This window comes from Nonomuraea sp. B5E05 (assembly GCF_039880665.1).
Classification (GTDB): domain Bacteria; phylum Actinomycetota; class Actinomycetes; order Streptosporangiales; family Streptosporangiaceae; genus Nonomuraea.
In genome coordinates, this window is record NZ_JBDPMJ010000002.1 from 637296 (window position 1) to 661250 (window position 23955).

The window sequence follows — 23955 nt, forward strand, 5'->3', positions numbered from 1 at the left end:
GGTGTCTACTCCCAGGCGAATCCGGCGTCGAGCGCGTCCTCGCGCAGCACACTGCCCTCGATCAGGCCGTACGGGCGGTCGGCGGCGAAGAAGATCTCGTTGTCGTTGTCCAGGCCGAACGGCGACAGGTCGACGGCGAAGTGGTGCTTGTTCGGCAGGGACAGCCTGACCTCGCAGATCTCCTCGCAGGTGGTCAGCGCCCGCTCGCCCATGGCGTACAGGGTCTGCTGGAGCGAGCGGCTGTGCGTGTCCGCGAACGCCTCGACCAGGCATCGACGCACCCGCTCGTACGACGAGCCGTAGGAGGGGGTGTCGCCGGCGTGCCGCCACCGTGCCTCGACGGCGGTGGCGAGGACACGGTCGGTGGCGGGCGGCAGCGTGGTGTACTCGTCGGCGATGTAGCCGTGGAACTCCGACCCCGTCGAGTTGAGCAGCACCAGGTCCTTGAGCCCGGACACCACGGTGGCGCGGCCGTCGCGGTCGCGGTGGACGACGCAGGTGCGCACCTCGCCGCCCTCGCGCGCGAACGAGTGCGGCCCCTCGCGGCGCCAGGCGTACTCCTCGATCTCCACCCTGGCGTGGTGGATCGAGGGTTGCGACCCCGCGAAGTGCCCGGCCAGCAGGAGGGCGAACTCCTCGATCTGGCCGACGCCGTATTTCCTCGCGAACGCGTACACGGTGTTCTTCTGCGTGTCGGTCGGCAGCACGGCGGCGTTGTCGCCGGTCAGGTGGACGGCTTCCATGTCGCCCGACAGGGACGTGCTGACGTTGACGTCCTTGATGTGGTGCACGGGGCCGTCCTTGACGACGTGGACGAGCCGCGTCTCCGCCTTGCCGTAGCGGTTGGGCCCGAGCTTGACGGCCATCTAACTCCCTCGGTAGGTGGAGTAGGCGTACGGGCTGAGCAGCAAAGGCACGTGGTGGTGCCGGCCGGGATCGGTCACGTTGAAGGTGATGACGACCTCGGGATAGAACGTCTCGGGCAGGTAGCCGCCGGTGTCGAAGACGACGCGGTGCACCCCGGTTCTCGGCTCCCAGCCCTTGATCCGGCCGTCGGCGTCGGTCCGCCCCTCGGCCAGGACGCTTCCGCCGTGCTCCAGGCGTACGCGGACGCCCTCGGCGGGCAGCCCGGTGACCGCGTTCAGCACGTGCGTGGAGAAGCTCATCTCCCCTCCTCGATGAGCTTGCGCAGCCGCACCCGCGTGATCGCGGCCAGCTCGGCGCGTACGACGTCGCGCTCGGTCTCCTCGTCGTTGCGCAGCCGGGACGTGAGCTTGGCCAGCAGCTCGGCGCCGTCGAGACCGGTGGCGCAGACAAGGTAGACGTGCCCGAAACGCTCCTCGTAGGCCCGGTTGCCCTCCGCCAGGGCCGCGCGCGACGCGTCGTCGACCCCTGACTGCTCCTGCCGCGACCAGGCCGCCTCCGTGCCGGTGCCGGCCGCCCGCTCGCCGATCCTCGGGTGCGCGCTCAGCGCCTCCAGCACGCCGGACCACTCCAGGTCTCGCACGGCCGCGTCCGCGGCGGCGAGCAGCTCGCCGAGGCCGCGGTACGGTCGCAGGCCCGCGACCTTCGCGGCGAAGGCGCGGCAGGAGCAGCAGGCGAGCAGGTCGCGCTCGGCCTCGTCGGGCGGCCGCGCGTTGAAGGCGTCGAGCGCGGTGAGCGTGTCGGGCATGTCTGAAGTACACACATGCGCTACGTGCCCGGTCCATCCGCGAGAACTCCGAACCGGCCGCCCTGATGGCCGGGACTTTTGTGTCATGCTCCAAGTCCCGGGTCAGGATCAGATCGTGATCACGGTCTTGCCCCTGGCGTGGCCTGCGGCGATGTCGCGCAGCGCGGCCGGCGCCCGCTCCAGCGGCACCAGCGACTCGACCCGCACGCGCAGCTCGCCGCCGTCGATCAGCTCGGCCAGGCGCGTCAGGACCTCCGGGGTGACCCGGTTGATCACGTTGACGCCGCGCAGCCCTCTCAAGGCCAGGGCGTCAGGGTCGAGCGCGTGGATGACGCTGCAGATCACGCCGCCGGGGCGCAGCACGCCCGCCATGGCGTCGACGGCGCCGGCCGGGGTGGCCAGGTCGAACACCGCGTCGATCCCGCCGGGCCAGGCGGCGAGCACCTGCCCGGGCACGTCTCCCCTGGTGTGGTCGACCGTCTCGTTGGCGCCCAGGTCGCGCATGAGGTCCTCCGCGTCCGGCGCGGCGGTGGCGATGACGTACGCGCGGCGCAGGGCGGCGAGCTGGGTGGCCGCCTGGCCCACGCCGCCCGTCGCTCCGACGATCAACACGCTCTGACCCTCGGCCAGTTCAGCCGTCTCGACCAGGGCGTACGCGGTCGCGCTCGCCGTGGGCACGGCCGCGGCCTGCTCGGGCAGCAATCCCTTGGGCATGCGGGCGACGGGCCCGTCCTGGGCCACCACGCCGTACTCGGCGTAGCCGCCGAGGCCGCGGGCGGGGTCGCTGAAGCGGCCGTAGACCTCGTCACCGCGCCCGTACGCGGTGACCTCGGCCCCGACGGCCTCCACGACGCCGGCGGCGTCCTGCCCCATGATGAGCGGGAACCTGGGCGACAACCCCGTCATGGCGCCGCTCGCGATCTTCGTGTCGACCGGGTTGTAGGCCGCGGCCAGCAGGCGGACCAGCAGCTCGCCGGGTCCTGGCACGGGCTCTGGCAGCTCGACGAGCTCCGGCCGGGCTCCGAAGGCGGAAATGGCGATGGCACGCATGGGCTCTCCCCGTCTGGGCTGCGTTGGCGAACGAAAGAGGCGTTACCCGCCCGCGTGCCCGCCAAAGGGGACAGGCCGGCCTCTTGGAGCAACCTTTGTGCGGGCCGCCTCACCGGGCCGCCTCACCGGGCCGCCTCACCGGGCCGCCTCACCGGGCGGTCTTCCTGTCCACCTCACCGGCCCGGCGCGGTGGCGGACGGGAAGTGTCCGCCACTGCGCCTACACTGGCGGTCATCATGACCCTGAAATCCCTGATCGGCGGACACGTGTCCGTGACGGGCGGCCTCGCGACGGGCGGCCTGAAATACATGGCGGAGATCGGTGCCGAGATGATCCAGGTGTTCGTCACCAACCCGCGAGGGTGGGCGCTCACCGAGGGCAAGCCCGAGCAGGACGCCCAGCTGGCGGAGTCGGGCGTCGACACGTTCATCCACGTGCCCTATCTCGCCAACTTCGGCTCGCCCAGTCCCGAGACCCTGGCCAACTCCATCGCGATCGTGCGCCACACGCTGCGCCGCGGCGTGGCGACCGGCGCCAAGGGGGTCGTGGTGCACACGGGTTCGGCCGTGACGCAGCCCCGCGACGACGCGCTGCGCCAGACCCGGGAAAACCTGCTGCCGCTGCTCGACGAGCTCCCCGACGGCGGGCCCGACCTGCTGCTCGAGCCGATGGCGGGCCAGGGCGCCATGCTGTGCGCCACGGTCCAGGACATCGAGCCCTACCTCGCGGCCCTCGACTGGCATCCGCGGGCCGGCATCTGCCTCGACACCTGCCACGCCTTCGCCGCCGGTCACGACCTCGCGGCAGAGGGCGGGGTGCGGGAGATGTTCGACGCCCTGCACACGATCGCTCCCGGGCGGCTCAAGCTGATCCACGCCAACGACTCGAAGGACGCCTGTGGCGCCAAGAAGGACCGCCACGAGAACATCGGGGCCGGCCTCATCGGCGCGCGGCCGTTCGCCGAGCTGATGCGGCACCCGGCGGTGGCGGGCGTGCCGATCTGCATCGAGACGCCGGGCAAGGCGCCCAAGCACGCCGAGGACATCGCCCTGCTCAAGCAGCTGCGCGACGGCTGAGCGCCGCACCGCGGCGCGTACGCGAGCCGGCACGGGCAAGGCGAGCCCCGTCGCGCGGGGGTGCGGCCACCGGTGACAGCCGGACACAACCGTAACCGGGTCGCACAACGTGATAGGGACGCCCGCTCGCGTGATCCGGAGCCCCCGTGGCCCGGATCGCGGGGCCGGCTTTCGCGGCCTCAGCGGGCGCCCCCCTCACGGAACGGCGTGGCGGGCCCTACCCCCCGGTCAGGGCCCGGCCGCCGCGGCGACCTGCGCGGTCGCCGGTGAATCCGGCGCATCGGATCTGCTGTGAGCCCTGCGGCCCGTCCCCCCGATGCGCCGGGGTGGCTATCCGATGCCGAAACACTACGGTCGCGATCATGCGGGCGAAACCCCGTTTACGGACAGCTCGTCGAACGGTCTGTAGTCATCGCCATACGGAGAGTGCTAATGCGACGAGCGGTCACCGGGCTGCGATGAGCGGCAGTCTGGGGGGCCCGCGCCCGGCTCGGGCACGTGCATCCTGGCCATCATCCACCCCACCCCGCTCGGCACCCGGCCCGGCGTGACCAGGGACGTCATGACCATGGCCGCGAACGCCACCGGCACCGCGACCAGCGCGGGATAGGACGCCGGCTCCCCCGCACGCACGCCCGCCTGCTCGCTCAGCACGAGCACGGCGGTCACGCCCCCTCCCACGGCGAACCCCGCCGCCACCCCCGCGTCCGTCAGCCGCCGCCACCAGATGCCGAGCACCAGCATCGGGCAGAACGTGGCGGCGGAGAGGGTGAAGCCGACCACCACCAACGCCACCGATTCCCGCGGGGTGCTGGCCGCGGTCAGGGCGAGCGCCGCCAGCAGCACCGCGGTCACGGCGGCACGGAAGGAACGCGCGCCGGCCGGCGGCACGCACGACGACACCGCGCCCCCGACGGCCACCAGCACGCCCACCATGGTCGCGAGGAGCGCCGCGAACGCCCCGGCGGCCAGCACCCCGGTGAGCACCTCTCCGGCGGCACCAGGCAACATCCTGGCGGGCAGCAGGAGCACGATCTCGTCCGCCGCCGCGTCACGCGCGTGCCGGTGCCCCAGCACCCCGTACAACGGCGGGACCACGCCGAACACCGCCAGCATCACCTGGGCCGCCACGATCGACCGCCTGGCCGCGCGGGCGTCCCTGTTGGTGAAGACGCGGACGATCACGTGCGGCAGCCCCATCGTGCCCAGCGCGCACGCCAGCAGCACCGCCAGCACACCGGGCAGCGACGGGTCGCCGGCCCCCGCCAGCCCGGCGACCCCGGCCCGGTAGGAGCCCTCGAACAGGGTGATCGGCCGCGCGCCCGACATCCACCAGCAGATGACCCCGACGCCCAGGAAGACGACCAGCTTCAGCCAGAACTGCGAGGCCTGCAGGCTCGTCACGCTCCCCAGGCCGCCCGCGACCGCCACGCCCAGCGTCGCCGCCCCGACGGCCGCCCAGCCCAGCCACGGCGGCAGCCCGGTCAGCACCCGCACCACGATCCCGGCGGCGTGCAGCTGGGCGACCATGAACGCCAGCCCGATGACCAGGAGGAAACAGGTGGTGAAGGGGCGCAGCCGGGCCGAGCGGAGCCGCCATCCGGCGAAGTCGGGCAGCGTGTACGTCCCCGAGCGCCGCAGCGGCGCCACGACCAGGGCCAGGATGACGACGAAGCCGGCGGCGGCCCCGACCGGATACCACAACATCGGCCCGCCATGCGTGGCGATGAGGCCCGCGGTGCCGAGACAGGCCGCCGCCGAGGTGACCTCGGAGGAGATCGCGGCGCCGTTCCACCAGGGCGGCACCTCCCTGGCCGCCACGTGGAAGTCGGCCAGGCCGCTGGAGCGGCGCGGCCGCGCGGCGCCCACCATCACGCCCAGTACGACGACGAAGGCGATCCCGGTGAGCACCGCGACGGTCATTTCTCCAGCCGCTCCGCCCGTCTCAGTTGCACCACGGCCAGCCCCACCCAGGCGGCCTGGGCGGCCAGCGAGAGCGCCACCCAGACCTCGGGGGCGGGCACCCAGATGGCGATGACGGGGACGCCCGCCAGCACTCCGGCGACGGCGGCCACCGTCAGCATGGCCTGCCGTAACTGGCGCCCCACGATGGCCGGCACGTCGGGCGGGACCTGCCTGCCGTGTTCATCGACGCGCCGCCGGCCGCGCCCGAGGGCGACCGGCCGGCGCGAGACGACGACACGGCGCGCCGCCGTCACCGGACCACTCCTCCGCCGACCGTCACGAGATCACGCCCCTGTGCTGGCGTACGAGCTGTTCGCGGACCTGGCGGCTGTGCCGCCTGCTGACCTGCAGCGTCTCGGTGCCGACGGTGAGCGACACCCGCCCGCCCTCGAACCTGAGCTCGCTGACGTGCTTGGCCGACACCAGCGTGCTGCGGTGGATGCGGATGAACCCGGCCTCCGACCAGCGCCGTTCCAGCGCGGCCAGCGACATGCGCACGAGATAGCTGCCGTCGACGGTGTGCAGGCGTACGTAGTCGCCCTTGGCCTCGGCGAACCAGACGGCCTGCTGGGGCACGAAGCGGGTGCGCCCGCCCAGCTCGACGGGGATCACGTCATCCTGGCCCTGCTCGGCGGCGGGCGAGGTGGCGGCCTCCAGCCTGCGCACCGCCTCGGCCAGCCGCTCGGCCCTGACCGGCTTCAGCAGGTAGTCGACCGCCTCCAGCTCGAACGCCTGCACCGCGCACTCCTCGTGGGCCGTCACGAAGACCAGCCGGGGCGGGCTGGGGAAGCCGCCGACGAGCCGGGCGAGGTCGAGCCCGTCGAGCCCGGGCATCCGGATGTCGAGGAAGACGCCGTCGAGCCGCTCGCCCGCGCCGATCATCTGCACCATGTCCTGCAGCGCCGTGACGCCGTCGGCCGCGGTCGCGACCTGCTCGATCCGGTCGTCCTGGCGCAACAAGTAGGCGAGCTCCTCCAGAGCCGGCACTTCGTCGTCGACGGCCAGAACTCTCAGCATGTCCACCACGCTGCCGTAGAAAAGCAGAGGCCACAAGGGGCAAGCCAGCTTAGCGTAATGAATTGACTACTATGAGCCAAGTTGTGTCTTCGGCACGCGCAACCGCACCTTGGTGCCGGCGCCCAGCGCGGTCTCCACGACGAGTCCATAGCCGTCGCCGTAGATCTGGCGCATCCTGAGGTCCACGTTCGCCAGCCCGATGCCGCCGCCCTCGCGGGCGGGTTCGTCGTCGAGCATGCGCCGCGCGCACTCGGGATCCATCCCCGCGCCGTCGTCCTCGACGGTGATGTGAGCCTCGGGGCCCGCGTCGCGCACCACGACCCGCACCTCCCCCGCGGCGCCGCCGTCGCCGCGCATGCCGTGCTTGATGGCGTTCTCGACCAGCGGTTGCAGGCACAGGAACGGTACGGGCACCGGCAGCACCTCCGGAGCCACCTGCACGGTGAAGCGCAGCTTGTCGCCGAAGCGGGCGCGCTCCAGCAGCAGGTAGCGGTCGACGCACGTCAGCTCGTCGGCGAGGGTGGTGAAGTCGTTGGCCCTGCGCAGGGCGTAGCGGGCGAAGTCGGCGAAGTCGAGCAGGAGCTCGCGGGCGCGCCTGGGGTTCGTCCGGACGAACGAGGCGATCGTCGTGAGCGCGTTGTAGATGAAGTGCGGCGAGATCTGAGCGCGCAGCGCGCGCATCTCGGCCTCCAGCGCGCGCTGCCGTGAGGCGTCCAGGTCGGCCAGCTCCAGCTGGCCGGAGACCCAGCGGCCGACCTCGGTGACGGTGCGCACGAGCGCGGCGCTGACCTCGTCGTCGTGGGCCGCCAGCGTGCCCACGACCGCGCCGTCCACGGTCAGCGGCACCACCACCGCCGCGTACGGCTCGCCGGGGAACACCTGGGCCCGGCCGGCGGCCAGCGTGGCGCGGGCGTGGGCGAGCACGTCGCCGTCGCGCGGCTCGTCCGCGGCCGGGCCGTCCCAGGCCAGCACCGCCTCGGCCGAGGTGATCGCGACGGCGTGGGTGCCGAGCAGCGTGCGCAGGTGCCGGACGGCCTTGCGCGCGCAGTCGCGGCTGAGCCCCGCGCGCAGGGCGGGGGCGGCGAGCGCGGCGATGTGCAACGTGGTGAACGTCGCCTCGTCCGATCTGCGGCCCTGCGGCAGCACGTCGCGGCACGACCGCGCCCTGGCCAGCCCGTAACCGGCGGCGAAGGCCAGCAGGAGCAGCGCCACGCCAGTCAGCATGCGGGCCACCGTAGCCAACAACGCGCCGTGTCCGGGGCCAAACCCGCAGTGAGACCGTCCTTGCGCTACGGCGGGCCCTCGCCGGGTTCTTCCTGGTAGGAGTAGCGCTGTTCGCGCCAGGGGTCGGCGAGGTTGTGGTAGCCGCGCTCCTCCCAGAAACCCCGGCGATCTTCGAGGAGATATTCGATGCCGCGCACCCATTTGACGCTCTTCCACGCGTAGAGGTGGGGCACCACGATCCGCAGCGGGTGGCCGCGGTCAGGGCTGAGCGGTTTCTCGTCGAGCTCCATGGCGAACAGCGTGTCGGGGGCGGTGAAGTCGGACATCCGCAGGTTGGCGCTGTAGCCGTACTCGGCCCAGATCATCACGTGGCGCACGCCGGGGTCGGGCGGGAAGGCGCCGATGATGGTGGCGGGGGCGACGCCGCGCCACTCGTTGGCCATGAGCGAGAACTTGGTGACGCAGTGGAAGTCGGCGAGCCGGGTCGTGCGGGGCAGCCGCTCGAACTCCTCCCAGGTGTAACGGTGCTCCTCGCCGGTGGCGGTGGCCCCGAACACGCGGAAGTCCCAGCTCTCGGGCTTGAACGTGGGGACCCTGCCGTAGTGGATCACGGGTCTGCCGCGCGGGACGTACTGGCCTGGAGGCAGGCGCGACTCCTCCACGATCACTCCCCTCACCGGTCTCGCGTCTTGGGCCATCCTGCCATCGGACCGCCGATGGCTCGCGGCCGGGTGCGGTGCGCTACGATTGGGGTCTATGCGCACAGCGTTCTGGTTTTGGTATGGCGACGGACCCGAGTCCGTTCGCCATCTGACGCTGCGCTAGCAGACAGGCGAACGAAAGGCCCCGGGTCCACGTGGACCCGGGGCCTTTCGTGTTTTCAGGCAGAAGGAGAAGCAGATGGTGATCGTGATGGGCCCGGAGGCCACGCCGGACGATCTCAGGTCGATCGTGTCGGTCGTCCAGGCGGCCGGGGTCGAGGCTTTCATCAGCAAGGGCGTGCGCCGCACCATCGTCGGCCTGGTCGGCGACGTCACCCAGCTCGACGCGGCCGGCCTGCGCGGCATGCCGGGGGTGCGCGACGTGATGCGGGTGACGACGCCGTACAAGCTGGTCAGCAGGGAGAACCATCCGGAACGCTCCACGGTCCACGTGGGCGGCGTGCCGATCGGCCCCGACACCGTGACGCTGATCGCGGGGCCGTGCGCGGTGGAGACGCACCAGCAGACCTTGGACGCGGCCAGGATGGCGCAGTCGGCGGGAGCGGTGCTGCTGCGGGGCGGGGCGTTCAAGCCGCGCACGTCGCCGTACGCGTTCCAGGGGCTGGGCGAGGCGGGCCTGCGGATCCTGGCCGACGTGCGCGAGGAGACCGGGCTGCCGATCGTGACGGAGGTCGTGGACGCCCAGGACGTCGAGCTGGTGGCGTCGTACGCCGACATGTTGCAGGTCGGCACCCGTAACGCGCAGAACTTCGCGCTGCTGCGGGCGGTCGGCGCGACCGGACGGCCGGTGATGCTCAAGCGCGGCATGAACGCCACGATCGAGGAGTGGCTGATGGCCGCCGAGTACATCGCGCAACGCGGCAACCTGGACATCGTGCTGTGCGAGCGGGGCATCAGGACGTTCGAGACGGCGACGCGCAACACGCTCGACGTCTCGGCGGTCCCGGTGGCGCAGCGGCTGTCGCACCTGCCGGTGATCATCGACCCGTCGCACTCCGGCGGCCGGCGTGACCTGGTGCTGCCGCTGACCCGCGCGGCCATCGCGGTGGGAGCCGACGGCGTGATCATCGACGTGCACCCGCAGCCCGAGCAGGCGCTCTGCGACGGCCCGCAGGCGCTCGTCGACGCCGACCTGGGTGAGCTGGCCCAGGTCATGACGGACTTCCCCGCGCTGCTCGGCAAGTCGACCGCGGCCGCGGTCGCCGCCTGACCTGGCCTTGCACCCTCTGCCCAGGCGTTTCTGTCGTTCGCCGTCCCGCTCGTCCCGGTGACGACCGCCCTGATCCACCTGCCCGCCGGGGGGTGGATCAGGGCGCCGGCCGTGCGGGACCGCCCTAGAGCGTGTACTCCTGGATCGAATCGGCCAGTTGCACGCACAACTCCTCGGCGTCGAGCCGCTTCTCGATCTGCTTCAGGTCGTCGATCTTGGCCCGGGTCTCGGCGCGCTTGGGCGCCAGCAGGGAGCAGCAGTCCTCGTCGGGCAGCTCCGAGATCTCCAGCGTGCCGATGCGCCGGGCCTCCGCCATGATCTCGGTTTTGTCCCAGCCCACCAGCGGCCGCAGGATCGGCAGCTCGACCGCGTTGTCCTGGGCCGTGATGTTGGTCAGGGTCTGCGAGGAGACCTGCCCGAGCGCGTCACCGGTGATCAGCGCGGCGGCGCGGATGCGGTGGGCGACCTCTTCGGCCGTCTTGAGCATGAGCCGCCGCTGCGCGATCACGGCCAGGCGGTCCTGGCCGGAGGTGCGGATCGACTGCTGTGCCTTGCCGAACGGCACCACCCACAACCGCGAGCCGCCCTGGAACCTGTCGAGCTTCCGCACCAGCGCGTACGCCTTGTAGATCGACTCGGAGGTGGTGAACGGGATGCCGGAGAAGTGCAGGAAGTCGACGTGCAGGCCGCGCCGCATCATCCGGTAGGCCGCCACCGGCGAGTCGATGCCGCCCGACATCAGCACCAGCGCCCGCCCGCTGCTGCCGACCGGCAGGCCGCCCTGGCCGGGGATGCCGTCGGTGAAGACGAACACCTCGTCCCTGTCGACCTCGATGAACACCGTCAGCTCGGGGTTCTTCAGGTCGACGGGCAAGCGGTATTCGTCGTTGATGGCGCCGCCCACCATGCGGTCGAGTTCGTTGGAGCGCAGCGGGAAACGTTTGTCGCGGCGGCGCGAGCGGACCGCGAAGCGGGCGCCGCGCTTGGCCTCCTCGCTCTCCCCGACGAGCTCGAGACCGGCCTTCAGCACCGTTTCCGGGTCTTTCGCGACCCGCCAGGCCCGGTGGATCCACACCAGCCCCGGCACGTCGGCGACCCGCTCGGCCACGGCCCCGGCCTCCTCGGCGGTGGCGCCCTGGGGGAGGAAGATCGCGATCACGCCGTGCCGCCTGCGCACGTCGACCTTGATCCCGAGCGGCTGGAGCGCGTCGCGGATGTTGCCGATCAGGCGGCGTTCGAACAGCTCGCGGTTCTTGCCCTTGAGGACGATCTCGCCCAGCTTGAGCAGCACGCACGGCTCGCCCAGGGCAGCCATCGTCATGGTGGAACCTCCGGGAAATGGGGAAAAGGCGTGTTGGTGCCAACGTCGCGCGCCCCCGAGTTTAGTCCGCGTCGAGGCCGCGCTCGATCGCATATCGCACCAGCTCCACCCTGTTGTGCAGCTGGAGCTTGCCGAGGGTGTTCTGGACGTGGTTCTGCACGGTGCGGTGCGAGACCACCAGCCGCTCGGCGATCTGTTTGTACGACAACCCCTTGGCGACCAGCCGGAGCACCTGCGTCTCGCGCTCGGTGAGGCGCGGGCCCTCGGCGGGCGCGGGCTGCGCGGCCAGCCGCCGGTATTCGCCGAGCAGGAGCCCGGCCAGCCCGGGCGTGAACACGGCGTCGCCCTCGGCCGTCCTGCGTACGGCGTCGAGGAACTCCTCCCGGCTCGCCGATTTCACCAAATATCCGGACGCGCCCGCCTTGATCGCCTCCAGCACGTCGTCCTGCTCGGCGCTGGCCGACAACACCAGCACGCGCGGCGGCGGCTCCAGCCCGGACAACCCGGCGGCCACCTCGTGGCCCGGCATGTCGGGCAGCCGCAGATCGAGCACCACGAGGTCGGGCCGGACCGCGCCGGCCACCCTGACCGCCTGCCGCCCCTCCCCCACGGTGGCCACGACGTCGTAGCCGGCCTCGGCCAGATCTCTCGAGATCCCGTCACGCCACATGGGATGGTCGTCCACCACCATGACCCGCACCATGCCCGCAACTCTAACGCCGGCCGCGCCCCGCACTCCGGCCGCGGCGAAGCAGGGCCGGGATCGTCGTCGCGGGGGGCGGGGTCACGCGGGGAGGCTGATCTCGACCTCGGTGCCCTGCCCGGGGACGCTGACGATCGAGACGTCACCGCCCAGGTCGGCCACCCGGCCGCGGATGGAGCGGGCGACCCCCATGCGCCCCTCGGCCAGCGCCTCGTCCAGCCGCCCTTCCGGGATGCCCGGCCCGTCGTCCCGCACGCTGAGCGTCACCGTGCCCTCACCCGGCTCCGCCAGCACCCAGGCGCGCGCCGACGGGCCGCAGTGCGCCCTGACGTTGTCCAGGGCCGCCCCGACGGCGGCCACCGCCTGCTCCGCCACCGGCGCGGGCAGGACCAGCGGCGTGGCCGGGGTGGAGACCGTCACCTGGGACGAGGCGTGCCGCAGCAGGAGGGTGCGCAGGTCGGCGGAGCCCGGCTCGCCGGTCTCGCCGGGCCGGTCGGCGACGAGGCGGCGTAAGGCGGACTCCTGCTCACCGGCGAGGCGGCCGAGCTCGGCCGCCTCGCCGCCGAGCCGCTGCCCGCGCCGGTGCACCAGGGCGAGCACCTGCAGGACCGAGTCGTGGATGTCGCGGGCCAGGCGGTCGCGCTCGCGCTGGGCGGCCTCCATCTCGACGGCCCGCTGCATGCGCTCCTCGGCCTCCTTGGCGAGCCGGGCCACGTGGCCGACCACGACGCCCGACAGGAAGAGCAGGACCGCGCCGTTGATCAGGATGGGCACGTCGGGGGCGCGCACGCGCAGCCACAGGTCGCCCGCCGCCATGGCGAGCGCCGCCACCGCTCCCGCGCGCCGGCCGCCGTGCACGGCCCAGGCGAGCACGGGCCCGGCGACCCAGGTCGCGGGGACGGGCGTCGTGCCCGCCTCGCCCTGCTCGGCGCCCTGGACGTACGGCGAGGCCAGCAGGCAGGCCAGCACCACGAGCAGGTCGGTCACGAGCAACGGCCACCGGCGCAGCGCTGCGGCGGAGTAGGCGAGCGTCGCCCCGGCGGTCCAGAGCACCATCACGCCGATCACCAGCCAGCCGAGGACCGGCTGCTCGTAGCCGCGGTGCTGGGCCATCAGCACGATCGCGTAGACCAGAGACGCGACGCGGAAGACGGCGATCGCCCGCCAGAACGGCCCTTCGATAGCCATGAGCCTTTCTCATGTTTCCGACATAACAAGTTGACAGATAGTTGCGATATCCATGCGTAAGGGACATTCCCGATGGCAGAATCCGGGGACCCCTAATGCAAGGAACGCGATAGATGACCGCTGTGAATCATTTCACCTATGGGCCGCTCACGCCGCTGCTGGCCTACGTGATGTCGTGCATCGGGTCAATGCTCGGCCTGCGTCTCACCGCGCAGGCCCACGCCTCGCGCGGGGGTTCCAAGGTGCGGTGGCTGCTCGGCGCGGCCATCTCCATCGGCGGCACGGGCGTCTGGGTGATGCACTTCATCGGCATGATGGGCTTCCAGGTGGAGGGCACCCAGATCAAGTACGACGTGTGGCTCACCGCGGCCTCCGCGGCCGTCGCCATCATCGTCGTGGGCACCGGCCTGTTCCTCGTCTCCTACGGCCGCGGCCGCCTCCTGGCGCTCCTCGGCGGGGGCCTGCTGACGGGGCTCGGGGTGGCCTCCATGCACTACCTGGGCATGTACGCGATGAACATGTCCGCCCAGGTCTCCTACGACCGCGTCACCGTGGCGATCTCCGTGGTCATCGCCGTGGTGGCCGCGACGGCGGCGCTGTGGTTCACCCTCCGTGTCAGGAAGCCCATCTGGATCACCGGCGCCGCCCTGGTCATGGGCGTGGCCGTGTCCGGTATGCACTACACCGGCATGTACGCGATGCACGTCACGGTCGATTCGCAGCCCGGCGTGATCACCGGCGCCGACGCGCTCGACTTCCTCGTGCCCCTCATGACCGTGATCAGCCTGATCACCCTGACCATGCTCCTCATGGTGATCCTCTCGCCGTCGGAGGAGGAACTGCACGAGGACGCGGAGCTCCTCGCCAAGCTGGAGTTGCGCCGGCGCACCGCGCAGCAACAGCAGCAGCTCACCTACCCCTCGCCCGGTGTCGCGCCCGCGCCGATGCCGCTGGCGGCTCCCACCCCCCAGGCTCCCTTCCCCCAGGCCCCCTTCCCCCAGGGGTCCCGCCCTCAGATGCCCCAGGGGCCCTATCCTCAGGCGCCCGCCCCGCAGGCCGATCCCTCGCCCATGCCGGCGCCCGGCGGCCAGGCCGAGGCTCCGCGCAGGCAGCCGTCGCGCAGGCAGCCGTCGCGCTCGCGCAGACGGTAGTTGCGCGGCCGACGATCACCCGCCCATACTCCCTTATCGGTACGCGAGGGATGGGTGGGTATGTCGCCGGTCGATCATTTCTCCTTCGGGCTCGTGACGCCCGTCGCCGCCTACGTCGTCTCCAGCTTGGGCTCGATGCTGGGCCTGCTCCTGACCTCACGGGCCCGTGTGGTCGGCGGGCGCGCCGGCGTGTTCTGGCTGGTGGGGGCCGCCCTCGCCATCGGCGGCACGGGCATCTGGACGATGCACTTCATCGCCATGCTCGGCTTCTCCGTCCCCGGCATGACCATCCGCTACGACGTGCCGCTCACGGTCGCCTCAGCGCTCATCGCGGTCGTGGTCGTGGGGGTTGGGTTGTTCCTCGCCTCGTACGGCGCCGATCGCCTGAGCGCCCTGCTCGGCGGCGGTCTGGTGACCGGAGCCGGCGTGGCGAGCATGCACTATCTCGGCATGGCCGCGATGAACATGTCAGCGCATGTCTCCTATGACCCGGCAATCGTCTCGGTCTCGGTGCTGATCGCGATCGCGGCGGCCACGGTGGCGCTCTGGTTCACCGTACGGGTCAGCGGCGCGCTCAAGATCGGCGCCGCGGCGCTCGTCATGGGCGTGGCCGTCGCGGGCATGCACTACACCGGGATGTACTCCATGTCGGTGACGCCGCACCACGAGGTGGGGGCCGTGCCCGGCGCCCAGGGCGTCGACTTCCTGCTGCCGCTGATCGTCGGCACCAGCGTGATCACCGTCGGCCTGCTGCTCGCCGCCCTGCTGTCGCCGTCGGAGAAGGAGCTGCGCAACGAGGCCGCGTACCGGGAACGGCTGCGCGCGCACGACGAGGGCGTGCCGGAGACGAATCTCTCCGGCACGCCCCGCCGATGATCTATGTCATGGGTACGGCCTGCGTCGCACAGGTGGGCCGCCAACTCGCTGCGGCGCAAGCCGTACCCCTTAGGGGGTTGTAGCGGTAACCCCGCTGATGCAGAAGCTAAGGCCGCCCGCTTGCAGCCCGCTTACAGTCAGCCGAAGAACACCTCCGCCTCGGCGTAGCGCGAGACGGGCACGGTCTTCAGCTCCGCCGTGGCCTCGTCGAGCCCGACGCGGACGATGTCGGTGCCGCGCAGCGCGACCATCTTGCCGTAGTCGCCCTCGTGGGCCGCGTCGATGGCCTGCAGCCCGAACCTGGTGGCCAGCACCCGGTCGTAGGCCGTCGGGGTGCCACCGCGCTGGATGTGGCCGAGCACCGTCGTGCGGGCCTCCTTGCCGGTGCGCTTCTCGATCTCCTTGGCCAGCACCTCGCCGATGCCGCCCAGCCGGACGTGGCCGAACGCGTCGAGCTCGCCCGCCTGCAGCTCCATCTGGCCCTCGACGGGGTGGGCGCCCTCGGCGACGACGATGATCGGCGAGTAGCGGGTGCGGAACCGCGACTCGACGTATTCGCAGACCCGGTCGATGTCGAACGGCTTCTCCGGGATGAGGATGACGTTCGCGCCGCCGGCCATGCCCGCGTGCAGGGCGATCCAGCCGGCGTGCCGGCCCATGACCTCGCAGATGAGCGCCCTGTGGTGGGACTCGGCGGTGGTGTGGAGGCGGTCGATGGCCTCCGTCGCGATGTTGACGGCGGTGTCGAAGCCGAAGGTGTAGTCGGTGCCCGACAGGTCGTTGTCGATCGTCTTGGGCACTCCCACGACCTTGACCTCGCGGTCGTAGAGTTGCTTGGCGACGCCCAGGGTGTCCTCGCCGCCGATGGCGATCAGCGCGTCGACGCCGGTCGAGGCGAGGTTGTCCTTGATCCGGTCGACGCCGCCCTCGATCTTGATCGGGTTGGTGCGCGAGGAGCCGAGAATGGTCCCTCCGCGCGGCAGGATGCCGCGGACGGCCTGGATGTCGAGCGGCATCGTGTCGCCTTCGAGCGGGCCGCGCCAGCCGTCACGGAAGCCGACGAACTCGTGGCCGTACACGCTCACCCCCTTGCGGACCACTGCCCGGATCACGGCGTTCAGGCCGGGGCAGTCGCCGCCCCCGGTGAGCACTCCAATACGCATGGCGGGTTCCTCCCGATGGGGTTCACGTCCAGAATCGCATGGTCAGAATCACATGTTCAGACCGTGTTCAGACCGCATTCTGCCGGTCCGCGCGGGCAGTGGTCTAGACCAAACGCCAGGTCCACCTGCCCAATATGACGCACACCTTACGTGACCAGCACGCAGGCCGGGCTCTCCACCTCGTACGCCTGCCCGGTCGGCTCGGGGATGCCGTCCTTCAGCGCGAAGACGTTCACGGTGCCGGAGCGCTGGTTGGCCACGTACATGCGGTCGCCGTCGATGGCGAAGTGCCGCGGCCAGTCGCCGCCCGACGGCACCTCGGCCACCACCGACAGGTCGTCCCGCAACACCGAGATCGTGTTGGGGCCGCGGTTGGCGACGTAGACCAGGCCGCCGGCGAGCTCCAGGTGCGAGGGGGCGTTCTCGCCCGCCTGGCCGGAGGCGGGCACGGCCGTGCGCCGCTCGCCCTCGACGAGGGTGACGGTGCCGCCGAGTTCGCCCGCGACGTACAGGCGTGAGCCCGAGAAGGCGAAGTGACGCGGACCGGTGCCCGGCCCCATCGTGATCGGCTCCAGCGGCGTGCCGTCAGTGCGGTAGCGGCGGATCTCGTCGGTGCCGAGGTCGGAGACGTGCAGGAGGCCGTCGTGGAAGACGGCCTCGTGGGCGTGCGGGCCCGCCTGGCGATCCGGGTCGGGGCCCGAGCCCTCGTGCCGCAGCACGATCGGCTCGCCCTCGAACGCGCCCCTGGAGTCGAGGTGGTAGACGACGGCCGTGCCGTCGCCGTAGTTGGCCGCCGCCAGGAACCTGCCCGTGGGATCCACGGCGACGTGGCAGGGGCTGTCGCCCTCGCTCGGCCGTTCGTCGAGCGGACTGAGGCCCTCCTCCCCCACCGTGTACGCGGTGAGCCAGCCGCGTTCGAGCTCTCCCACCGCGTACAGCACCGGCAGGGTGGGATGGGCGGCCAGGAACGACGGGGCCGCCACCCGGGCCAGGCCGCCGCCGACCGTCACGATGCCCGGGCCGTATCCGCCTATGTACACGTGCTTCACAGTGGGAATCCTCCTGTGGTTGACTATGGCAATGAGTTCGTTGCCAGAAGCAAGAGTTTCTGAGGTAAGAGCCTTCAACAGGTTCTATACGAAGGTGATCGGCGCGCTCCAGGCAGGGATGCTCGACTCGCCGTACTCCCTGACCGAGGTGCGGGTGCTGTTCGAGCTGGCGCACACCGAGCGGATGGAGACCGGCGAGCTGCGCGGGCTGCTCGACCTGGACGCGGGCTACCTCAGCAGGATGCTGGCCCGCTTCGAGGGCGACGGGCTGATCGCGCGCGAACGCTCCGCCTCCGACGCGCGCAAGCAGCTCGTACGCCTCACGCCCGCAGGCTCGGAGGTCTTCTCCAAGCTCGACAGGCGCTCGGCCGAGGAGGTCGAGCGCCTGCTGTCCACGCTGCCCGAGCCGGACCAGGAGCGGCTGGTCACCGGCATGGCGACGATCAGGAGGCTGCTCGGCCCGCCCGGGGAGCGGCAGCCGTACGTGATCAGGCCCCCGCGCCCCGGCGACCTGGGCTGGGTCGTCCACCGCCACGGCGCCCTCTACAGCGCCGAATACGGCTGGGGCACCGGCTTCGAGCAGCTGGTCGCCAGGATCGTCGGCGGGCTCGACTTCTCCCGCGACGCCGGGTGGATCGCCGAGGTGGGCGGGGAGCGGGCCGGGTGCGTGTTCTTCGTCCGGCAGGACGCCGCCACGGCCAAGCTGCGGATGTTGCTGGTCGAGCCGTCCGCCCGCGGCATGGGCATCGGGCGGCGGCTCGTGGAGGAGTGCCTGCGGCACGCGCGGGCGGAGGGCTGCGAGCGCGTCGTTCTGTGGACGCGCGACTGCCTGGTGAGCGCGCGGCACATCTACCGGGCGGCCGGGTTCGAGCTGGAGTCGGAGGAGAAGGGCACGGAGAACGGCGTCGAGGTCACCGACCAGATGTGGTCGTGCGACCTGCGGGCCACCAGTTGAGCGGCCCCGCCAGGCGCATCAGGCTCGGCACCAGCACCGCCCTGATCACCGTCGCGTCCACCAGCACGGCCACCGCCATGCCGACGCCCAGCATCTGCACGAACGACACCTGCGCGGTGGCGTAGGCGGCGAACGTCAGCGCCAGGATCCCGCCGGCCGCCGTGATCAACGGGGCGCTCCGCTGCAGGCCCGTGGCCACGGCACGCTCGGTGTCGCCCGTCCTGTCGTACTCCTCCTTGATGCGCGACAAGAGGAACACCTCGTAATCCATGGACAGGCCGTAGGCGACGCAGAGCATGAGGATGGGGATGCTCGCGTCGAGCGTGCCGGTGGGGGTGAAGCCGAGCAGGCCCGACAGGTTGCCCTCCTGGAAGATGTAGACCAGGGTTCCGAACATGACGCCGAGGCTGAGCACGTTCATGAGGGTCGCCTTGACGGGAATGATCACGCTCCTGGTCATGAGGAACAACACGAGAAGGGTCATGCCCAGCATGAGGGCGAGGACGAGCGGCAGCCGGTCCACCACGGAGTCCCGGTAGTCGGCCAGCTCGGCGGGATAGCCGCCGAGCAGCACCTCGAACGGCGGCTCGACGGAACGTACGGCCTCGACGACGCGGACGGGGTCGCCGGCCAGCGCCTGCGCCGACGGGACCACGGACAACCACGTCCCCTGCCCGGCGAACCTGGCGGGGTCGCCGTCGCCCACCCGGCCGCCCGCGGCGTAGGAGCCCGCCGCCGAGTCGACCTGGGCGACGCCAGGGATCCGGGACAAACTCGCGGCATACGCCGAAATATCGCCCGACGCCGTACTTTTCGAGATGATCTGGATGGCGTCCGTCTCCTCCGCCGGGAAGGACCGGCGGATGACATCCTGGGTCTGCCGCGAGGATGCCTCGGGCGGCAGGATGCGATCGTCGGCCACGCCGAAGCGCAGCCCGAGGAACGGCGAGGCCAGCACCAGCAGCACCACCATGGCCAGCCCGCCGGACAGCAGCGGCCGGCGCATCACCCGCAGGGCCAGCGCGTGCCAGAACCCCGCCGCGCGCTCTGGCCCTTCCCGCTTGGGGAGCATCGTGCCGCCGGCCGTGGCGAGCACGGCGGGCAGCACCAGCACCGCCGCGACCAGGCCGCCGATCACGACGGCGACGCCCGCGTACGCGAAGGAGCGCAGGAAGTCGAACGGCAGCGCGAGCAGCACCGCCAGGGATGTGGCCACGGTGAGGCCGCTGAACAGCACCGTCCTGCCGGCGTGCTCCACGGCGCCGGCGACCGCGCTCGCCCGGTCGGCGCCGCGCCGCGTCTCCTCGCGGAACCGCTGGATCACGAACAGGCAGTAGTCGATGCCGAGGCCGAGTCCCATGGCCAGGGTCAGGTTCAGGGCGAACGTCGAGATCTCGGCGAACAGCAGGGCGCCGGCGAGGAGCGCCAGTCCCACCACCATGGCGAACACCCCGGCCAGGATCGGCACCACGGCCGCCACCACGCGCCGCTGGTAGAACCAGAGCAGCACGAACGCCAGCGGGAAGATCACCAGCTCGGCGCGGACGAAGTCCTGCCTGGCCAGCGGCACCGTCTCCCTGAACACCTCCTCACCTCCCCCGGCCCGCACCTGGAGCAGATCGCCGCCCTTGGTGATCTCGGGCACGAGCCGGGGCAGGACCCCGGCCCGCACATGGTCGGCGTCACCCGGGATGCGCACCACGATCAGCGCGTGCCTGCCGTCGCCGCTGCGCAGGGTGGCGGGCCGGTCTCGGGTCCAGTAGGAGGCGGCCTCGGCGACGCCCTCCTCGCGCCCGATCCGGGCGGTCAGCTCCCTGCCCGCCGCGACGACGGCGGGGTCGTCCACGGTGCCGCTCCTGGCGGTCACCAGGAAGATCATGTCAGGGCTGCCCGTGCCGAACCGTGCGGCCAGCTCGCTCTGGGCGCGGTCGGACTCCGATCCCGGCGCCTCGAACCTGGACAGGGACAGCTGCGGCACCGCGCCCGCCGCGAGCACCGCGGCGACGACGGACACGACCAGAGCGAGCGCGAGCACGAGCCGGCGGCGCCGGACGAGGAGGAACCCGAGCCTGCGCAGCGCCGGGTCCGCGACGCTCGCCCGGGCGGCCCGGGGCCGCGTGTTCACCGCCATGCCGGCACCTCGGCGGGCGCCCTCAGGGTACTCATGATGTCTCCTCGAAACTCGGTAAACTACTCGTGTTTACTGTCCGGACCAGAAATACAAGTAAAAGCTCGCAATTGTCAATGAGGAGACGTATGGCTGAACGCACGGTCCGCCGGCAGGCGCGCGGACTGAAGCGCATGGCGGAGATCCTCGACGCAGCCGAACAGGTCATCGCCGAGGTGGGCTATCCCGAGCTGACCACGAACCAGGTCGCCGCGCGGGCGGGGATGTCACCCGGGTCGCTGTACCAGTTCTTCCGCAACAAGGAGGAGATCCTGGACGGGCTGGTGACCCGCTACACCGACGACCGTCAGGAGTTCTGGGCCGGGCGGCTGGCCGCCGTCACGCCCGATGTTCCTCTGGACGTGCTGGTCGGGCAGTTGGTGGACGAGAGCGTGCGGTTCAAGAGCAGCTCGCCGGCGTACTGGTCGTTGTTGTACGGGACGGCGACGGGCGATCGCCTGGCCGAGGCGGCCGGACGGCTGCACGACGACATCGCCCGGCACATCGGCTCCATGCTCCGCCGCCGTTCACCCGGCCTTTCGGAGGAACGCGCCCTGCTCATGGGCAGCATGGCGCTGGCCATGGTGAAGGCGGTGATGCCAATGATCACTTCGGCGTCGCCCGAGCGCGGCGCGGAGCTGGTGGACGAGCTGAAGTTCGCGCTCGTGCGCTATCTGAGCTGACCGGCAGGGTACCGGACCGGCTCGCCGGGAAGATCGGGCGCGGGAGATCAGGCCCGGGACGCTCAGGCCCAGGAAGCCCAGGCGGGGGAAGGCTCAGGCGCGGAAGCGGCCCGTCACCTCGAACGTGTGGCCCTCGGTGCGGCCCCGCCGCGCCGAGAAGTAGAGCCGTTCGCCGTCCGGGGAGAACGCCAGCCCTGTCAGCTCGGCGCCGTCGTGCTCCTCCAGCCGCAGGAACGGCGTGACCGCCCGGTCGGGGGCGATGACGTCGATCTGCGTGGTCTCCCTGGCCACGTAGAGGTCGCCCGAGGGCGCCGCCGTGATGGCGCGCACGCCCGAGCACAACCGGTCGAGCGTCGAGGTCTGCGCGTCGTAGGCCCACAGGCCCGAGTCGCCCTTGGTGGTGAAATAGCACACCCCGCCGGCGTAGTGGCAGCCGTCACCGCCGTCGAAGTGGCGGGCGTCCTCGACCTGGTGGCGGGCCTCCTGGAAGAGCGCCGCCGGCGAGGGCACCGCCTCCCAGCGGCCCGAGGCGCAGAGGACCTCCAGCGTGCCCTCCGTCAGGTCGCCCCAGTCGCCGGGTATGAACCGGTAGAAGCAGCCGTCGGGCTCGTCCTCGGTCATGTAGACCACGCGCCGCTGCGGGTCGCAGGCGGCGGCCTCGTGCTTGAAACGGCCCATGGCCAGCCGGGGGCGGGCGGCGCGCGAGCCGTACGGATCGCATTCGAAGACGCGGCCGCGGTGGCCGAGCTCGCACGACAACCAGGTGTGCCACGGTGTGGCGCCGCCCGCGCAGTTGAGATCGGTGCCCGACAGGATGCGGTAGGCGTCGGCCACGCTGCCGTCGGCGCGGAAGCGCAGCGCCGACGCGCCGCCGAGCAGCGGCAACTCGGAGTTGGACACGTAGATCCAGCCCTCGCCGTCGGGGAAGCAGGCGCCACCGTCGGGGGCCGCGTGCCAGGTCAGCCCGGCCACCTTGCGCCCGGAGCTGGCCACCTCCCTGCCACGGAACCCAGAGGGCAGGGCGAGGCCGTGCTCGCCCGGCAGGCGGAGCGGGCCGTACGGGCTGGGGCCGCCCTGCAAGAGCGGGCCCGTGCGGAGGAGCGTCTTGTGGGACATCGTGGGGCCTCCCTCTAGGTGCCACGCTAGTCGACCGCACGGACATGAATGGCAGAGACTCGTCAGATCAAACTCTGCGCAAACCTCACAGCTCCAGAATTCGATCATGCGGCAGACGAAGAGCCCGGGTGCTCCGCCTGCGGATCCCGGACTCCTCGGGGTCGGTCAGCGCTGGGCCTGGAACATCCAGTGCTGCTTGTCGATGTCCTGCGTCACAGCGATGAGCAGGTCCTGGGTGACGGGGTCGGGCTCGTCGGTGACCCGGATGCGCTCGTACATCCGCTTGCTGATGCCGTCGAGCGTCTCGGTGATCGTCGCCACGACCTTGCCGTCCTCCAGCCAGCCGCCGTCCGGCTGAGGGAGCTTCGTGTTCCTGGCGATCGTGGCGGAACGGCCGTCCGGGTTGATCCCGAGGGCGACGCTGCGCTCGGCGATGAGGTCCATGTGCTTCCTGGCCAGGTCGGTGACCTTGTCGAGCTGCCGGTGGATCGGGCGGAAGTGCGCGCCGACGAGGTTCCAGTGGGCCTGTTTGGCGACCAGCGAAAGGTCGATCAGATCGACCAGAGCGCCCTGCAGGGCTTCCGCGACGGTGTTCCTGGCATCACCCGAAAGTGGACCGGTGATCGTGGCCATGTCGTCATTCCTCCCTATTCGGTCGGACTGTCCCTTTTGATAACGACTCTCAGGCCTGCGTTCTTCCGAGGCGCCATGACATTGACAGTGCAATAGTGACAGTGTCATTGTGAGGGTATGAGCGACACCTGGACCATCGGCGAGCTGGCCGAGCGCGCGGCGCGAGCGCTGCGCGACGGCGCGGCGCCGTCCGAGAACGGCAGGGTCAACGGCCGGGTCCGCGACGTGCCCGGGGAGCGGCTGATCAGGTGGTATACGACGATCGGCCTCGTGGACCCGCCCCTCACCAGGCGCGGCAGGATCGCCCGGTACGGACGGCGCCACCTGCTCCAGATCGTGGCCGTCAAACGGCTGCAGGCGGCGGGCCGGTCGATCGCCGAGATCCAGGCCGCCCTTGCGGGCGCGACGGACCGGATGCTGGAGACGACCGCCGCGCTCGACACCAGCGCCGCACTCGGGGACACCGCCGGGCTCGGCGACGGGACACCGGACGACCGGGCACGCGGACGGTTCTGGGCCGAGCACCCGGGTACGGGAGCCGCACGGGACACGGAGACGCCGGCCCGCGGCCCCGGGCCCGGCCCCGAGGCCGCGGGCGTAGCCGGTGACGCGGCCCGGTTCCCCGCCGGGACGCCGGGGAACGCCGGTGACACCGGCCGCTCCGGGACGACCGGGGGCGACGACCGGGCTCCGGGGCGTGCGGGGACGACCGGGCGCCACGCGGGTGCCCTGGTGGCAGGGGTCGTGTTGGGCGACGGGGTGCGGCTGGTGCTGGACGCCGGCCGGGCGCCGGCCGATGAGGACGTACAGGCGGTGCTGGCCGCGGCCGGGCCGCTGCTCGCGGTGCTCGAAGAGAGGCAACTGATTTGACATCCTCCCCCTCGTAAACGACTCTGTTGGCCGATTCCGGTTGATGATCCCCAGTTCGGGAGGGAGGCTGGGAACACCGGGCCGCGAGAACATGGAGGAGTTCCGTCATGTCTCTGCGTCCCCAGCCCGCTCGCGACGTTCCCG

The 23955-nt window shown here is 71.5% G+C and carries 24 protein-coding genes; 7 read left to right on the forward strand and 17 right to left on the reverse strand.

Going from position 1 to position 23955, the window contains the following annotated elements:
• Positions 1–5 precede the first annotated feature (5 nt).
• The 4 genes from pucL to ABGB01_RS06290 form a co-directional block, all read right to left on the reverse strand.
• Positions 6–866: a factor-independent urate hydroxylase gene (pucL, locus tag ABGB01_RS06275; protein ID WP_347771180.1), complete on the reverse strand. Its 861-nt coding sequence runs from the start codon at positions 864–866 to the stop codon at positions 6–8.
• Positions 867–1166, reverse strand: coding sequence for a hydroxyisourate hydrolase (uraH, locus tag ABGB01_RS06280; protein WP_347771182.1), 300 nt, complete (start codon positions 1164–1166; stop codon positions 867–869).
• On the reverse strand, positions 1163–1672 hold the full coding sequence (uraD, locus tag ABGB01_RS06285; protein WP_347771184.1) for a 2-oxo-4-hydroxy-4-carboxy-5-ureidoimidazoline decarboxylase: 510 nt from the start codon (positions 1670–1672) through the stop codon (positions 1163–1165). The genes uraH and uraD overlap by 4 nt, the downstream gene beginning before the upstream one ends.
• A 108-nt stretch (positions 1673–1780) precedes the next feature.
• Complete coding sequence (locus ABGB01_RS06290) at positions 1781–2722, reverse strand: NADP-dependent oxidoreductase (RefSeq protein ID WP_347771186.1); 942 nt, start codon at positions 2720–2722, stop codon at positions 1781–1783.
• A 236-nt stretch (positions 2723–2958) separates the two neighbouring features.
• Here ABGB01_RS06290 and ABGB01_RS06295 point away from each other — a divergent pair, with 236 nt between their 5' ends.
• Positions 2959–3798 (forward strand): deoxyribonuclease IV, encoded by an 840-nt coding sequence (locus ABGB01_RS06295; protein WP_347771188.1) that lies wholly within the window; start codon positions 2959–2961, stop codon positions 3796–3798.
• Between the two features lie 429 nt (positions 3799–4227).
• Here ABGB01_RS06295 and ABGB01_RS06300 read toward each other — a convergent pair whose 3' ends face one another.
• From ABGB01_RS06300 to ABGB01_RS06320, 5 genes are all read right to left on the reverse strand, one after another.
• On the reverse strand, positions 4228–5721 hold the full coding sequence (locus tag ABGB01_RS06300) for a cation acetate symporter (protein ID WP_347771190.1): 1494 nt from the start codon (positions 5719–5721) through the stop codon (positions 4228–4230).
• Positions 5718–6017: a hypothetical protein gene (locus ABGB01_RS06305; RefSeq protein ID WP_347771192.1), complete on the reverse strand. Its 300-nt coding sequence runs from the start codon at positions 6015–6017 to the stop codon at positions 5718–5720. The genes ABGB01_RS06300 and ABGB01_RS06305 overlap by 4 nt, the downstream gene beginning before the upstream one ends.
• Before the next feature lie 22 nt (positions 6018–6039).
• On the reverse strand, positions 6040–6780 hold the full coding sequence (locus ABGB01_RS06310) for a LytTR family DNA-binding domain-containing protein (RefSeq protein WP_347771194.1): 741 nt from the start codon (positions 6778–6780) through the stop codon (positions 6040–6042).
• Positions 6781–6849: 69 nt separating this feature from the next.
• Entirely contained in the window at positions 6850–8004 is a 1155-nt protein-coding gene (locus tag ABGB01_RS06315) for a histidine kinase (protein WP_347771196.1), read from the reverse strand.
• A gap of 65 nt (positions 8005–8069) precedes the next feature.
• Positions 8070–8666 carry a molybdopterin-dependent oxidoreductase gene (locus ABGB01_RS06320; protein WP_347771198.1) on the reverse strand — a complete coding sequence of 199 codons (597 nt, stop codon included), beginning with the start codon at positions 8664–8666 and terminating at the stop codon, positions 8070–8072.
• A gap of 238 nt (positions 8667–8904) precedes the next feature.
• On the opposite strand from ABGB01_RS06320, the gene aroF reads away from it, so the two are divergent.
• Positions 8905–9936 (forward strand): 3-deoxy-7-phosphoheptulonate synthase, encoded by a 1032-nt coding sequence (aroF, locus tag ABGB01_RS06325; protein WP_347771200.1) that lies wholly within the window; start codon positions 8905–8907, stop codon positions 9934–9936.
• A 124-nt stretch (positions 9937–10060) separates the two neighbouring features.
• Here aroF and thiI read toward each other — a convergent pair whose 3' ends face one another.
• The 3 genes from thiI to ABGB01_RS06340 all read right to left on the reverse strand — a co-directional run bounded on the left by thiI (position 10061) and on the right by ABGB01_RS06340 (position 13148).
• Positions 10061–11257 carry a tRNA uracil 4-sulfurtransferase ThiI gene (gene thiI / locus ABGB01_RS06330; protein ID WP_347771202.1) on the reverse strand — a complete coding sequence of 399 codons (1197 nt, stop codon included), beginning with the start codon at positions 11255–11257 and terminating at the stop codon, positions 10061–10063.
• Positions 11258–11318: 61 nt separating this feature from the next.
• Entirely contained in the window at positions 11319–11960 is a 642-nt protein-coding gene (locus ABGB01_RS06335) for a response regulator transcription factor (RefSeq protein WP_347771204.1), read from the reverse strand.
• Positions 11961–12041: 81 nt separating this feature from the next.
• Entirely contained in the window at positions 12042–13148 is a 1107-nt protein-coding gene (locus ABGB01_RS06340; protein ID WP_347771206.1) for a DUF5931 domain-containing protein, read from the reverse strand.
• A gap of 113 nt (positions 13149–13261) precedes the next feature.
• Here ABGB01_RS06340 and ABGB01_RS06345 point away from each other — a divergent pair, with 113 nt between their 5' ends.
• Both ABGB01_RS06345 and ABGB01_RS06350 read left to right on the forward strand, forming a co-directional pair.
• On the forward strand, positions 13262–14299 hold the full coding sequence (locus ABGB01_RS06345; protein WP_347771208.1) for an MHYT domain-containing protein: 1038 nt from the start codon (positions 13262–13264) through the stop codon (positions 14297–14299).
• Between the two features lie 60 nt (positions 14300–14359).
• Complete coding sequence (locus tag ABGB01_RS06350; protein ID WP_347771210.1) at positions 14360–15175, forward strand: MHYT domain-containing protein; 816 nt, start codon at positions 14360–14362, stop codon at positions 15173–15175.
• Between the two features lie 137 nt (positions 15176–15312).
• On the opposite strand, the gene ABGB01_RS06355 is transcribed toward ABGB01_RS06350, so the two are convergent.
• Positions 15313–16338, reverse strand: coding sequence for a 6-phosphofructokinase (locus tag ABGB01_RS06355; protein ID WP_347771212.1), 1026 nt, complete (start codon positions 16336–16338; stop codon positions 15313–15315).
• A 146-nt stretch (positions 16339–16484) separates the two neighbouring features.
• Positions 16485–17387 (reverse strand): beta-propeller fold lactonase family protein, encoded by a 903-nt coding sequence (locus ABGB01_RS06360; protein ID WP_347771214.1) that lies wholly within the window; start codon positions 17385–17387, stop codon positions 16485–16487.
• A 94-nt stretch (positions 17388–17481) separates the two neighbouring features.
• Here ABGB01_RS06360 and ABGB01_RS06365 point away from each other — a divergent pair, with 94 nt between their 5' ends.
• Entirely contained in the window at positions 17482–18342 is an 861-nt protein-coding gene (locus tag ABGB01_RS06365) for a helix-turn-helix domain-containing GNAT family N-acetyltransferase (protein ID WP_347771216.1), read from the forward strand.
• Here ABGB01_RS06365 and ABGB01_RS06370 read toward each other — a convergent pair.
• Positions 18299–20473, reverse strand: a complete 2175-nt coding sequence (locus ABGB01_RS06370; protein WP_347771218.1) for an MMPL family transporter — start codon at positions 20471–20473, stop codon at positions 18299–18301. The genes ABGB01_RS06365 and ABGB01_RS06370 overlap by 44 nt on opposite strands.
• Positions 20474–20598: 125 nt before the next feature.
• Here ABGB01_RS06370 and ABGB01_RS06375 point away from each other — a divergent pair, with 125 nt between their 5' ends.
• Positions 20599–21192 (forward strand): TetR/AcrR family transcriptional regulator, encoded by a 594-nt coding sequence (locus ABGB01_RS06375; protein ID WP_347771220.1) that lies wholly within the window; start codon positions 20599–20601, stop codon positions 21190–21192.
• A gap of 93 nt (positions 21193–21285) precedes the next feature.
• Here the strand turns inward: ABGB01_RS06375 and ABGB01_RS06380 are convergent, their stop codons facing one another.
• Positions 21286–22308 (reverse strand): alkaline phosphatase PhoX, encoded by a 1023-nt coding sequence (locus tag ABGB01_RS06380; RefSeq protein ID WP_347771222.1) that lies wholly within the window; start codon positions 22306–22308, stop codon positions 21286–21288.
• A 165-nt stretch (positions 22309–22473) separates the two neighbouring features.
• A complete protein-coding gene (locus tag ABGB01_RS06385) occupies positions 22474–22941 on the reverse strand; it encodes a DNA starvation/stationary phase protection protein (protein WP_347771224.1) in 468 nt (155 codons plus the stop codon).
• Positions 22942–23058: 117 nt separating this feature from the next.
• Here ABGB01_RS06385 and ABGB01_RS06390 point away from each other — a divergent pair, with 117 nt between their 5' ends.
• Positions 23059–23811 carry a MerR family transcriptional regulator gene (locus ABGB01_RS06390; RefSeq protein WP_347771226.1) on the forward strand — a complete coding sequence of 251 codons (753 nt, stop codon included), beginning with the start codon at positions 23059–23061 and terminating at the stop codon, positions 23809–23811.
• Positions 23812–23955 lie beyond the last annotated feature (144 nt).